Here is a 12,492-nt window from a genome sequence, read left to right as displayed (position 1 = left end):
CTGCCGCAAAGGGGAAGCCATGACAGCGACGACCGACGGAAGCGCCGGGGCCGTGGGCCCCAGGGCGGCCGCGGCCAGCACCGCGCACGACACCGACGCCTCCGCGTCGGACCTCGACGAAGCCGCCGCACGGGCCGCGGAGCGCGCCGTCGAGCACCTGCTAGCCCGCCAGGACTCGGAAGGCTGGTGGAAGGGCGACCTGGAGACCAACGTCACCATGGACGCCGAGGACCTCCTCCTCCGCCAGTTCCTCGGCATCCTCGACGCCGACACTCTGCGCGCGGCGGCCCACCACATCCGCCGCGAACAGCGGGAGGACGGCGCCTGGGCCACCTTCTACGGCGGACCCGGCGAGGTCTCCGCCACCGTCGAGGCCTATGTCGCCCTGCGGCTCGCCGGGGACGCGCCCGAGGCCCCGCACATGGCCCGCGCCTCCGCCTGGGTGCGCGCCCGGGGCGGTATCGCCGCCGCCCGGGTCTTCACCCGGATCTGGCTGGCCCTCTTCGGCTGGTGGCGCTGGGAGGACCTGCCCGAGCTGCCCCCCGAGCTGCTCTTTTTGCCGAAGTGGTTCCCGCTCAACATCTACGACTTCGGCTGCTGGGCCCGGCAGACGATCGTGCCGCTCACCGTGGTCTCCGCGAAGCGCCCGGTCCGCCCCGCGCCCTTCCCGCTCGACGAGCTGCACACCGACCCGGCCCGGCCCAACCCGTCCCGGCCGCTCGCCCCGGCCACCGGCTGGGACGGGATCTTCCAGCGGCTCGACAAGGCGCTGCACGCCTACCACCGGATCGCTCCGCGCGCGCTGCGCGGGACCGCGATGAACGTGGCCGCGCGGTGGATCGTCGAGCGCCAGGAGAACGACGGCTGCTGGGGCGGCATCCAGCCCCCCGCCGTCTACTCGATCATCGCCCTCCACCTCCTCGGCTACGACCTCGACCACCCGGTCATGCGCGCGGGTCTGGAGTCCCTCGACCGCTTCGCGGTCTGGCGCGAGGACGGTCCCCCCGGGCCCGACGGCCAGGGAAGTGCCCCCACCCGCATGATCGAGGCCTGCCAGTCGCCGGTCTGGGACACCTGCCTCGCCGCCATCGCGCTCGCCGACGGAGGGCTCCCGCCCGACCATCCGGCCCTGGTCAAGGCCGTCGACTGGATGCTCGACGAGGAGATCACCCGGACCGGGGACTGGGCGGTGCGGCGCCCGGGGCTGCCTCCGGGCGGCTGGGCGTTCGAGTTCCACAACGACAACTACCCCGACATCGACGACACCGCCGAGGTGCTGCTCGCCCTGCGCCGGGTCAGGCACCCCGACCCCGCGCGGGTGGACGCGGCCGTCGCCCGGGGCGCCCGCTGGACCCTCGGCATGCAGTCGCGCAACGGCGCCTGGGCCGCCTTCGACGCCGACAACACCAGCCCCTTCCCGAACAAGCTCCCCTTCTGCGACTTCGGGGAGGTCGTCGACCCGCCCTCCGCCGACGTCACCGCCCATGTGGTGGAGATGCTGGCCTACGAGGGGCTGGCCCAGGACCCCCGTACCCGCAGGGGCATCGAGTGGCTGATCGCGAACCAGGAGCCGAACGGCGCCTGGTTCGGCCGCTGGGGCGTCAACCACGTGTACGGCACCGGCTCGGTGCTCCCCGCGCTCACCGCCGCCGGACTGCCCGTCTCCCATCCGGCGGTACGCCGGGCCGTCCGCTGGCTCGGGACCGTGCAGAACGAGGACGGGGGCTGGGGCGAGGACCTCCGCTCGTACGAGGACGAGGCGTGGATCGGGCGCGGTGCCTCCACCGCCTCCCAGACCGCGTGGGCGCTCATCGCCCTCCTCGCGGCCGGCGAGCGCGACTCGGAGCCCGTCCGCCGGGGTGTCGCCTGGCTGGCCGAGACGCAGCGCGAGGACGGCTCCTGGGACGAGCCGTACTTCACCGGGACCGGCTTCCCCTGGGACTTCTCCATCAACTACCACCTGTACCGGCAGGTCTTCCCCCTCACGGCGCTCGGGCGCTACGTGTACGGGGAGCCCTCGCCCGGCAAGGAGCGCTGATGGGTCACGAGCCGGGCCCGGGCCCGGTCTCCCGCCCCGCCACCGCGCCACCGCTGCTGATCGCCTGCGCGCTCGGCATCGAGCAGTTCGCCCTGCGCAGCGGGGACCGCGGCGGCGCCCCGGGCCCGGTGACCGTGGTGCGTACGGGCATGGGACCCGCCCATGCCCGCCGGACCGTCGCCCGGGTGCTCGGCGAGGAGCGGTGGGCGGACGCCGCCGTCATCGCCTCCGGGTTCTGCGCGGGACTCGCCCCGGGCATGCATCCGGGGGACCTGATCGTCGCGGAGGAGACCCGCGGCCCCGACGGCACGACCCCCTGCGTCGGCACCGAGCTCCTGGTGAAGGCGCTGGTCAGGGCGGTGCCCGGGCGGACCGTCCACACCGGCCCGCTGAGCGGCTCCGACCATGTGGTGCGCGGCCCCGAGCGGGCCGCGCTGCGGGCCACCGGCGCGATCGCCGTCGACATGGAGTCCGCGGCGACCCTGCGGACCGCGCGGGAGGCCGGCCGGCTCGGGAGCGGGCCGGACGCGCGCCCGGTTGCGGCCGTCCGGGTGGTCGTGGACGCTCCAGAACATGAACTGGTCCGGATCGGCACGGTACGCGGGGGAATATCAGCCTTCCGTGTCCTTCGCGCCGTCCTTCCCGCGTTCTTCGAATGGCACCGTTCTTTGCTGCTCCCCAGGAGGTGAACGAGTTATGGCCATGCCGCTCCGTCAGTCCATCAGGGTCGGGACCTACCTCTTCGAACAGAAGCTCCGCAAGCGGGACAAGTTCCCGCTGATCGTCGAGCTGGAGCCGCTCTACGCCTGCAACCTCGCGTGCGAGGGCTGCGGAAAGATCCAGCACCCGGCGGGTGTTCTCAAGCAGCGCATGCCGGTCGCGCAGGCGGTCGGCGCGGTCCTGGAATCCGGTGCGCCCATGGTGTCCATCGCGGGTGGCGAGCCCCTGATGCACCCGCAGATCCACGAGATCGTGCGCCAGTTGGTGGCGAGGAGGAAGTACGTCTTCCTCTGCACCAACGCGATGCTGCTCCGTAAGAAGCTGGACAAGTTCACGCCCTCGCCGTACTTCGCCTTCGCCGTGCACATCGACGGCCTGCGCGAGCGCCACGACGAATCCGTCGCCAAGGAGGGCGTGTTCGACGAGGCGGTGGCGGCCATCAAGGAGGCCAAGCGGCGCGGCTTCCGCGTCACCACCAATTCGACCTTCTTCAACACGGACACCCCGCAGACCATCATCGAGGTGCTCAATTTCCTCAACGACGACCTCCAGGTCGACGAAATGATGATCTCGCCCGCCTACGCCTACGAGAAGGCACCCGACCAGGAGCACTTCCTCGGCGTCGAGCAGACCCGCGAACTCTTCAAGAAGGCCTTCGCGGGCGGAAACCGGCGCCGCTGGCGCCTCAACCACTCGCCGCTCTTCCTGGACTTCCTCGAAGGAAAGGCCGATTTCCCCTGCACGGCCTGGGCCATTCCCAACTACTCGCTCTTCGGCTGGCAGCGCCCCTGCTATCTGATGAGCGACGGTTACGTCCCCACGTACCGCGAACTCGTCGAGGACACCGACTGGGACAAGTACGGCCGCGGAAAGGACCCGCGCTGCGCCAATTGCATGGCGCACTGCGGCTACGAGCCCACCGCCGTCCTCGCCACCATGGGGTCCCTCAAGGAGTCCCTGCGCGCGATCAGGGAGACCGTCTCCGGGAACAGCGCGTGAGGCGGTCGGCATGAGCGGGGAGTTCGACCTGCGGGCGCTGCTCGCCGAGCGCGGCGGCGAGCGCTACGAGCTGCACGCCAAGTACCTCAACCACCAGCTGCCACGCATGCTCCACACCATCGGCTTCGACAAGGTGTACGAGCGGGCCGAGGGCGCCCATTTCTGGGACGCCGACGGCGTCGACCACCTCGACATGCTCGCCGGCTTCGGCGTGATGGGCCTCGGACGGCACCACCCCGTCGTCCGCAAGGCCCTCCACGACGTCCTGGACGCCCAGCTCGCCGACCTCACCCGCTTCGACTGCCAGCCGCTCCCCGGTCTGCTCGCCGAGCGGCTGCTCGCGCACAGCCCGCACCTCGACCGCGTCTTCTTCGGTAACAGCGGCACGGAGGCCGTGGAGACCGCCCTGAAGTTCGCCCGGTACGCCACCGGGCGGCCCAGGGTCCTCTACTGCTCCCACGCCTTCCACGGGCTCACCACGGGCTCGCTCTCCGTCAATGGCGAGCGGGGCTTCCGGGAGGGCTTCGACCCGCTCCTGCCGGACACCGCGATCACCCTCGGTGACCTCGAAGCCCTGGAGCGGGAGCTGCTCCGGGGCGACGTGGCCGCCTTCGTCGTGGAGCCGATCCAGGGCAAGGGGGTCCACGAGGCGCCGCCCGGTTTCCTGCGTGCCGCGCAGGAGCTGCTGCACCGGCACGGCGCTCTGCTGATCGCGGACGAGGTGCAGACCGGCCTCGGCAGGACCGGCGACTTCTACGCGTACCAGCACGAGGACGGGGTCGAACCGGACCTCGTCTGCGTCGCCAAGGCGCTCTCCGGCGGCTATGTGCCGGTCGGCGCCACCCTCGGCAAGGACTGGATCTTCAAGAAGGTCTACTCGTCGATGGACCGGGTCCTCGTCCACTCGGCGAGCTTCGGATCGAACGCGCAGGCCATGGCGGCCGGGCTCGCCGTCCTGTCGGTCATGGAGGACGAGGGCACGGTCGCCCACGCCCGCCGGATCGGCGACCTGCTCTCCGGACGCCTCAAGGAGCTCGTGCCCCGCTACGAGCTGCTGCACGAGATCCGCGGGCGCGGTCTGATGATCGGGATCGAGTTCGGCCGGCCGTCCTCGCTGGGGCTGCGCGGGCGCTGGACGATGCTGCAGGCGGCCCGCAAGGGACTCTTCGCCCAGATGGTCGTCGTGCCGCTGCTCCAGCGGCACCACATCCTCACCCAGGTCTCCGGGGACCACCTGGAGGTGATCAAACTGATCCCGCCGCTGATCATCGACGAGACGGACGTGGACCGGTTCGTCACCGCCTTCACGGCGGTCATGGACGAGGCCCACGGGGGCGGCGGGCTGATGTGGGACTTCGGGAAGACCCTGGTGAAGCAGGCCGTGGCACAGCGCTGAACCGGACGGATCACCGATCCTTTGCCTCTGAGGCAAGAAACTTGCCTCAGAGGCACGATCCTGGCGGAATAGACGCATGGACCACGTCCCCGGGGAGACCTCCCCGGACCCCGCCACCCTCGACGTCCTGCCCGACGTCGCCCCACAGCTGCGCGCCCTGCGCCGCCGCCGGGGACTCACCCTGGAGGCCGCCGCCCAGCGGGCCGGCCTCTCGCCGGCCCACCTCTCCCGTCTGGAGACGGGGAACCGGCAGCCTTCGCTGCCGATGCTGCTCGGCCTCGCCCGTATCTACGGTACGACGGTCTCCGAGCTTCTCGGCGAGGCGCCGCCCGAGCGGGACCCCGTCGTCCGGGCCGGCCGCTCCGAGCCCGTCGAGGCCGACGGCTGGATCTACCGGCAGGCCGGCGGCGCCGGGCGCGCGCTCCAGTGCCTGCGCGTCCACGTGCCTTACGCCACCCGGGCCGACATCGTGCGAGTCCATCCCGGTGAGGAGTGGATCCACGTCCTGGAGGGGCGGGTGCGGCTCGCGCTCGGCGAGGCCGTCCACGTCCTCGATCCCGGGGACAGCGCGCATTTCGACTCGCTGACCCCGCACCGCATCGGCGCCGCCACCTCCGGCGGGGCCGAGCTGCTCTTCGTGCACACCCTGATGCAGAGTCCCGTCGCCGAGCTGTGCCTCGGTGACGGAACCCCGCACCGGCGCTGAAACCGCGTGATCCCGTTCGAGAAGAAAGGACCGACATGTCCGAGAAGTCCGCACCGGTCACCGGCGAAGAGCGCGGTGAAGGCAAGTTCCCCAAGGGGCTCGTGCTCCGCCTCTTCGCCTATCTGATCGCCGGTCACCTCTTCGCCGGCTTCCTCTACCTGCTCTTCATGCTGGGTGGTCAGAACCAGTAGGGGTCAGGGCCGGGAGAGGCCCTGACCCGGCGGGGTCACGCCTCGGTGAGCAGGCTCTCCCGCAGCCGCTCGCGGGTCTCGGGGGCCAGCTTGAGCCCCTCCGTCAGGTAGGTCTCCACCGAGCCCCAGGTCGCCTCGATCGTCTCCAGGGCGGCTCGCAGATACTCCACCCGCGCGTCGAAGAGCGGGCTCAGCAGCTCCATTACCTCGGGCGACATCGCGTCCGCGGCGGTGGAGCTGCGGCGTACCTTGTAGCGGCGGTGCGGGTCGTTCGACTTCACGTAGTCCGCCTCGATCGCCTCGCGCTCGACGCCGACGGCGAGCAGCGTGATCGCGATGGAGAGACCGGCGCGGTCCTTGCCCGCCGCGCAGTGCATCAGGGCCGGGACGCTCTCCTCGGCCATGGAGTGCAGGATCCGGCTGTGCTCCGAGGTCCGCTCGACCACCATCTTCCGGTACGAGTCGGACATTCGGGTCGCCGCCTTGCCGTCGCCCAGGATCTCCCGCAGCTGCGCTATGTCGCCGTCGCGCACCAGCTTCCAGAACTCCTTGCCGTCGGCCGGGTCGTTGAGGGGGATGTTCACGTTCCGTACGCCGGGGAGCTCGACGTCCGCGCCCTCGACCTTGCGGTCGGCCTCGTTGCGGAAGTCGAAGACGGTGTGCAGGCCCAGTGAGGTGAGGAAGGCGGCGTCGGTCTCGGTGGCGTGGGCGAGGTGGCCGCTGCGGAAGAGGCGGCCCGGTCGCACGGCACGCCCGTCCGTCGTCGGCAGGCCGCCCACGTCCCGGAAGTTGCGGACCTCGGCCAGCTCGGGTTCGTTCGCTTCGGTGGGCGGGACCTGCGGCAGCTGCTGCGTCACGGATGCTCCTGGGGGGTCGTCGTTCGGGGGCCCGATGCGAGATCGGTTCCTAGGGCAATCATCCAGGTGGGGCGGGTTCGGCGCACCCCCTCGGACGGGAATGGGCGATCTGTCCGAAATGGACCGTTAGGCGGAACGCGCCCTGTTTGCAGGTGAGATGGGGGGTGCCGCGTGAGCAGGGTCATAGAAGTGACGGACCGTGGCCGACGGCCCGGACCAATTGCCGTACGGAAAAAGGAATTCGAGGGACCGTCATCGACGGAGGGTGACTGGAATTCCGTGCGGAATGCGGCCCGTGTAATGCCGGGGGAAATCTGCGGCTTGTTCGCTCCGACCCGGCTCGTCTAGCGTCACCGTCAATCCGGTCGGACCGCCGAATCCTGCCACCGTCCGGAATCCGCACTCATCCCATGCGTGGCAGGAGCGGGGGACCCAGGAAGTACGCCGGTCCCGCGACAACAGGACGGCTCGGGGTGAAGCCGCGTGAGAACGCGGCCGGGCATCTCCAGTCCGAACCCGACAGCTCACCTCGTAGGCGCCGGAGAGGAATTCGCCATGCCCGCGAAGGGTAAGCACCGCCGTCCCAGGATCAACCCGCTCACGCGTGGACTCGTCGCCGCCGGAACGGGAGGCGCCGTCGTCGCGCTGCCGCTCCTCGGCGCCACCGGAGCCCACGCCGCCGAGCTGGCCGCCCCGGCCGCCGTCCCCGCTCAGGCCGTCGCCGCCGCTCAGGCGAAGGCGCCCGCTGCCCTCCAGGCCGCGCCCGCCGCCGTGAAGGCCGCGCCGAAGACGTACTCCGTCGTCAGCGGCGACTACCTGTCGAAGATCGCCACCGAGCACCACCTCGCCGGCGGCTGGCAGAAGCTCTACGCGGACAACCGCCAGGTCGTCGGCGAGAACCCCTCGCTGATCCTGCCCGGCATGAAGCTCACTCTCGGCGCGAAGAACACCGCCGCCCCGAAGAGCGCCGCGCCCAAGGCCGCCGCCCCGAAGGCGGCTCCGAAGGCCGCCGCCAAGGCCGCCCCGAAGGCCGCGAAGCAGAGCGACTCCTCGCAGGGCTCCGCCGACGAGACCCGCGCCTCCCGCAGCAGCCAGCGCTCCTCCGCCCCGGCCGCCGCCGCGCAGTCGGACGCCGGCTCCTCTTCCGCCGCCCAGTCCACCGGCTCCTCGGCCGGCTGGGTCGCCCCCGTCAGCGGCGGCATCTCCACCCCGTACCGCGCCTCCGGCTCCATGTGGTCCTCCGGCTACCACACGGGTGTCGACTTCATCGCCTCCTCCGGCACGACCGTCCGCGCCGTCGGCGCCGGCAACGTCGTCTCGGCCGGCTGGAGCGGCGCCTACGGCAACGAGGTCGTCATCCAGCACGCCGACGGCAGCTACTCGCAGTACGCCCACCTCTCCTCCCTCTCCGTCTCCTCCGGCCAGTCCGTGAGCGGCGGCCAGCAGATCGGCCTGTCCGGCTCCACCGGCAACTCCACCGGCCCGCACCTGCACTTCGAGATCCGCAGCTCGCCGAGCTACGGCTCGGACCTGGACCCGCTGGCCTACCTGCGCCAGCACGGCGTCTCCATCTGACGCACCCCGTCACCCGAGTGGCCCGGCACGCCTGTGCCGGGCCACCGGTGTACCCCGGTCTATTCCGGCTTGGCACATTCTTTATCGGTGGCATATGTCACCCGTCGTCAACCCCTCCTTACGGTCGCGTAGGTCACATCCGAAAGGGAAGGATGTGCTCCCGTGGCAGACGATTCGAGATCAAGAGACAAGAACGCATTCGGGTCGTACGCGGCGATCGGTGACAGCTTCACCGAGGGCGTCGGAGACCCCGGGCCCGACGGGACGTACGTCGGCTGGGCGGATCGCTTCGCGGTCCTGCTCGCCGACCAGCTGCCGGAGCACGACGACTTCCGCTACGCCAACCTGGCCGTACGCGGACGCCTGCTCGACCAGATCGTGGCGGAACAGGTCCCCCGGGCGAAGGAACTCGCCCCCGACCTGGTGACCTTCTGTGCCGGCGGCAACGACATCATCCGGCCCGGCACCGACCCCGACGACGTGGCCGAGCGCTTCGAGCGCGCCGTCGCGGACCTGACCTCCGCCGTCGGCACCGTGATGGTGACCACCGGCTTCGACACCCGCGACATCCCCGTGCTCAAGCACCTGCGCGGGAAGATCGCCACCTACACCGCCCACGTCCGGTCCATCGCGGACCGCTACGACTGCCCGGTCCTCGACCTGTGGTCCCTCAAGTCCGTGCAGGACCTGCGGGCCTGGGACGACGACCGACTGCACCTCTCGCCCGACGGCCACACCCGGGTCGCCCTGCGCGCCGCCCAGGTCATCGGCCTGCCGGTGCCCGCCGACCCGGACCAGCCGTGGCCGCCGCGCCCCCCGCGCGGCACGCTGGAGGTGCGCCGCGACGACATCCACTGGGCCAAGGAGTACCTCGTGCCCTGGATCGGGCGCAGGCTGCGCGGCGAGAGCTCGGGCGACCACGTCGAGGCGAAGCGCCCCGACCTCATGCCCCTCTGAGGAGCATCCCTCCGGGGGACGGCGGGCCGCCGGCCGGGATCCGCTCCAGGACCCCGCCGGCGAACACGTCGTACAGCGGCAGTGTCTCCAGGTGGACGTAGCCGATGTGGCAGTCGCAGACGGCGAGGGGGCAGGCCCGGGGGCGCAGCGCGGAGCGGTAGGAACCGTCGTAGAGGTTGCCCAGCTCGGCCTTGACGAAGTGGCAGCGCCGCACCGTCCCCTCGCCGTCCACCGAGATCACCGACTCGCCGGTACGGCACGGCAGCCCAGCCGAGCGGTGCGGCCGTCTGCTGTACGGGAAGAGCGGATCGATCCCCGTCCACTCCTCGGCCTCCGCGTCCGTGTACGTGTGGCCCTCGGCGGCGTTCACCCAGAGGTAGACGTGCGCCGGCAGCGCGGCGCGGAGCCGGCGGGCGTCCTCCCGGTGCTCGGGCAGGCCGACCACGCCCACGCTGAACCGGATGCCCCGGTCCGCCAGCTCGCGGCACTTGCCGAGGAACCGCTCGTACGGTGTCTGGCCCGGGTGGTACGTGCACCAGAGGGCGACGGTCTCCGGGTCGGCCTCCGCCAGCCAGTCGGTCCGGCAGCTCAGATTGGTCTGGATCGCCACCCGCTCGACATGCGGCAGCCGTGACAGGTCGACGAGCGCCCGCCGGTACCAGGAGCGCACCAGGCCCTCGCCCCACGGGGTGAAGAGGATCCGCAGCCGGTCGCCGGTCTGCCCGGTGGCCCACTCGGTGAACCGGTCGAGCGCGGCCCGGTCCGCGCGCAGCTGCTCACCGCTGTCCCGGCGCTTGGCGAAGGGACAGTAGGGGCAGTCGAAGTCGCAGGAGGCGAGCGGGCCGCGGTAGAGCAGCGTCAGATCCACGGCAGCCCCCTACTTCGGCTCGTACGCGGCCATGGCGGCCCGCACGTCCGGCGAGAACAGCTCCGGGCCGAGCCCGTCCGAGTACGCGAGCCCCTCCGGCGACAGCCGCAGCAGCCCCGCCGGTGCGTCCGCGTCGAGCCAGCCGAGGGCCTCGAACCGGGCCAGCTCCGCGGGGAAGTCCGCGAACGGCGAGGAGCCGAACCGCTCCTCGTAACCGGCGACCGGCATGCCCTCGGCCTGGAGGAGCGACTGGAGCAGATGGCGGCGGCGGGCCTCCTCCGCGTCGACCCACCGGCCCACCTCGACGCGGGAGAAGTCCTCGCTCTCCGTGTAGGCGTCGATGATCGAGCGGATCTCGCGCATGTCGACGGCGTAGTCGAAGGAGTAGTGCAGCGCCGAGGTGTACGAGCGGGCGCCGCAGCCCAGGCCGATCATCCCGTCCGTCTGGCACGCGTAGTCGTCGGGGCCGAGGGGAGCGGCGTCCGTCCGCCGGAACATCCGCATCGACACCTGCTCGTAGCCATGGGCCAGGAGGTGGTCCCGGCCGTACCGGTAGAGGCGCAGTCGCCGCTCGTCCCACTCGCGGTCGGCCCGCTCCCGGTCCGCCGGGGAGATCCGGCCGAGGCCGGTGAGCGGCCGGACGTACAGCGGGTAGAGGTACAGCTCCTCGGGGCGCCAGGTGAGCGCCGCGTCGAGCGAGGAGCGCCAGGACCGCTCGGTCTGCCCGTCGATCCCGTAGATGAGGTCGATGTTGAGGACGGGGACTCCGGTGTCCCGGATCCGACCGAGGGCCGACTCGACGTCCGCGCGGCGCTGCGGCCGGACCGCTGCCCGTGCCTCCGCCTCCACGAAGCTCTGCACCCCGATGCTGAGGCGCGTCGCTCCCCGCTCGGAGAGGACCGCGAGCCGGTCGGCGGTCGCGGTCGCGGGGGAGGTCTCGACGGAGAGCGGCACCGCCCGCAGATCGACCCCCATCCGTTTCTCGGCGATGTCGCACAGGCGTGACAGCTCGTCGGCGGTGAGGAAGGTGGGCGTGCCACCGCCGAACGCGGCCGTGGCGAACCGCACCGGGGCCGCGTCGCCGAGCGCCTCGCGGACCGTCGTGGCCTGGCGGTCGAGGGCGTCGAGGTAGCGGGTGGTCAGCTCGTCGGGCGCGCCGATGCGGGTGAAGAGGTTGCAGAAGCCGCAGCGGACCTCGCAGAACGGTATGTGCGCGTAGAGGGACAGTGCGTCCTTCGGCTCGTCCCGCCAGAGCGCGGAGAGGGAGGGCGCGGGGTCGGGGAGCGGGCGGTACGCCGTCTTGTGCGGGTAGGCGTAGACGTAGCTGCGGTACGGCCGCGGGGTGGTGAGGTCGCTCATGCCGAGGCCTTCCGCTCCGGGCCCGCCAGCTCGAACTGCGCGTACGGCACGGTCCACACGACCTCGTGGCCGAGCCGGTGCCCGGTGTGGCCGTCCTCCCCGTACGCGGTGCCGTGGTCCGAGCAGACGATCGCGAAGCAGGGGCGCCGGCTGCTCATCGCGCCGAAGAGCCGTCCGATGTGCCGGTCGACGTATTCGAGGGCCGCCGCGTGGGTGGCCCGGGAGTCCCCGGTCTCACGGGTCGCCCCCGGCAGGTGGAACCAGTTGGGCTGGTGCAGCGCGGAGACGTTGACGAAGAGGAAGAGCCGCCGGTCGTGGGGGAGCGCGGCGACGACCTCCTCGGCGCGGGTCACCTGGGACTCGAAGGAGGTCGGGGAGGCGACGCCGAAGGACGGCTCCCAGTGGCTCTCCTGGAAGAGGCCGGGAAGCACGGAGCCGAGGGGCGGCTGGTTGTTGAAGAAGCCCACCCCGCCGACGCAGACCGTCCGGTAACCCTCGCCGGCGAGCGCCGAGACCAGGTCCGGGGTGTCGTGGACGTAGGTCCCGTCGGCGGTCGACTCGCTGCCCGCGAAGCGGGCCGCGAACAGCCGTGGGTGCGGTCCCGGGGCGTCCGGCGTCGGCAGGAAGCCGGCGAAGATCGCCTGGTGGGAGGCGTACGTGAAGCTGCCGGGCGCGTGCCGCCGCTCCCAGACCCCGCCGGGCAGATGCCGGGCCAGATGCGGGATGCGCCCCTCGGCCGCCAGCTCGGCCGCCACGTCGTACCGCAGCGTGTCGAGGGTGACCAGGAGCAGATCGTGGCTGCCGACGATCGCGTTCATGTCGGGCT

General features: G+C 71.7%; 12 protein-coding genes and 1 riboswitch. Of the genes, 8 read left to right on the top strand and 4 right to left on the bottom strand.

Annotation, left to right across the window (positions count from 1 at the left end; translation table 11 throughout):
• The first annotated feature begins 19 nt into the window (after nucleotides 1-19).
• The 6 genes from shc (at nucleotide 20) to SGA01_RS41185 (ending at nucleotide 6,050) form a co-directional block, all read left to right on the top strand.
• On the top strand, nucleotides 20-2,038 hold the full coding sequence (gene shc / locus SGA01_RS25920) for a squalene--hopene cyclase (RefSeq protein WP_141298907.1): 2,019 nt from the start codon (nucleotides 20-22) through the stop codon (nucleotides 2,036-2,038).
• Complete coding sequence (locus SGA01_RS25915) at nucleotides 2,038-2,727, top strand: phosphorylase family protein (protein WP_141298905.1); 690 nt, start codon at nucleotides 2,038-2,040, stop codon at nucleotides 2,725-2,727. Before shc ends, SGA01_RS25915 begins: the two co-directional genes overlap by 1 nt.
• Nucleotides 2,728-2,734: 7 nt before the next feature.
• The gene (gene hpnH, locus SGA01_RS25910) at nucleotides 2,735-3,757 is read left to right on the top strand and encodes an adenosyl-hopene transferase HpnH (RefSeq protein ID WP_055640437.1); all 1,023 of its coding nucleotides are present in this window, start codon (nucleotides 2,735-2,737) and stop codon (nucleotides 3,755-3,757) included.
• A gap of 10 nt (nucleotides 3,758-3,767) precedes the next feature.
• The gene (locus SGA01_RS25905) at nucleotides 3,768-5,153 is read left to right on the top strand and encodes an aspartate aminotransferase family protein (protein WP_141298903.1); all 1,386 of its coding nucleotides are present in this window, start codon (nucleotides 3,768-3,770) and stop codon (nucleotides 5,151-5,153) included.
• A 76-nt stretch (nucleotides 5,154-5,229) separates the two neighbouring features.
• Entirely contained in the window at nucleotides 5,230-5,859 is a 630-nt protein-coding gene (locus SGA01_RS25900) for a helix-turn-helix domain-containing protein (protein ID WP_055640435.1), read from the top strand.
• Nucleotides 5,860-5,894: 35 nt separating this feature from the next.
• Nucleotides 5,895-6,050: a DUF6126 family protein gene (locus SGA01_RS41185; protein ID WP_167534180.1), complete on the top strand. Its 156-nt coding sequence runs from the start codon at nucleotides 5,895-5,897 to the stop codon at nucleotides 6,048-6,050.
• Between the two features lie 35 nt (nucleotides 6,051-6,085).
• Here the strand turns inward: SGA01_RS41185 and SGA01_RS25895 are convergent, their stop codons facing one another.
• Nucleotides 6,086-6,907 (bottom strand): tyrosine-protein phosphatase, encoded by an 822-nt coding sequence (locus SGA01_RS25895; RefSeq protein ID WP_167534179.1) that lies wholly within the window; start codon nucleotides 6,905-6,907, stop codon nucleotides 6,086-6,088.
• A 388-nt stretch (nucleotides 6,908-7,295) separates the two neighbouring features.
• Nucleotides 7,296-7,458, top strand: a riboswitch (cyclic di-AMP (ydaO/yuaA leader).
• A gap of 4 nt (nucleotides 7,459-7,462) precedes the next feature.
• Between SGA01_RS25895 and SGA01_RS25890 the strand changes: the two genes are divergently transcribed.
• Together SGA01_RS25890 and SGA01_RS25885 are read left to right on the top strand one after the other, a co-directional pair.
• A complete protein-coding gene (locus tag SGA01_RS25890) occupies nucleotides 7,463-8,482 on the top strand; it encodes a M23 family metallopeptidase (RefSeq protein ID WP_141298899.1) in 1,020 nt (339 codons plus the stop codon).
• Nucleotides 8,483-8,644: 162 nt separating this feature from the next.
• Entirely contained in the window at nucleotides 8,645-9,439 is a 795-nt protein-coding gene (locus SGA01_RS25885; protein ID WP_055640432.1) for an SGNH/GDSL hydrolase family protein, read from the top strand.
• Here SGA01_RS25885 and SGA01_RS25880 read toward each other — a convergent pair.
• The 3 genes from SGA01_RS25880 to SGA01_RS25870 are packed head-to-tail and all read right to left on the bottom strand — an operon-like array spanning nucleotide 9,426 to nucleotide 12,484.
• Nucleotides 9,426-10,307 carry an STM4011 family radical SAM protein gene (locus SGA01_RS25880; protein WP_141298897.1) on the bottom strand — a complete coding sequence of 294 codons (882 nt, stop codon included), beginning with the start codon at nucleotides 10,305-10,307 and terminating at the stop codon, nucleotides 9,426-9,428. The two genes, SGA01_RS25885 and SGA01_RS25880, sit on opposite strands and share 14 nt — an antisense overlap.
• 9 nt (nucleotides 10,308-10,316) lie before the next feature.
• Complete coding sequence (locus tag SGA01_RS25875; RefSeq protein ID WP_141298895.1) at nucleotides 10,317-11,666, bottom strand: STM4012 family radical SAM protein; 1,350 nt, start codon at nucleotides 11,664-11,666, stop codon at nucleotides 10,317-10,319.
• Complete coding sequence (locus SGA01_RS25870; RefSeq protein ID WP_141299050.1) at nucleotides 11,663-12,484, bottom strand: STM4013/SEN3800 family hydrolase; 822 nt, start codon at nucleotides 12,482-12,484, stop codon at nucleotides 11,663-11,665. The genes SGA01_RS25875 and SGA01_RS25870 overlap by 4 nt, the downstream gene beginning before the upstream one ends.
• Nucleotides 12,485-12,492: the final 8 nt, after the last annotated feature.

The sequence above is a fragment of the Streptomyces gardneri genome, assembly GCF_006539185.1.
Taxonomy (GTDB): domain Bacteria; phylum Actinomycetota; class Actinomycetes; order Streptomycetales; family Streptomycetaceae; genus Streptomyces; species Streptomyces gardneri.
Note: the sequence above shows the minus strand (reverse complement) of the source record. Positions and strands in the feature narration are given on the sequence as shown.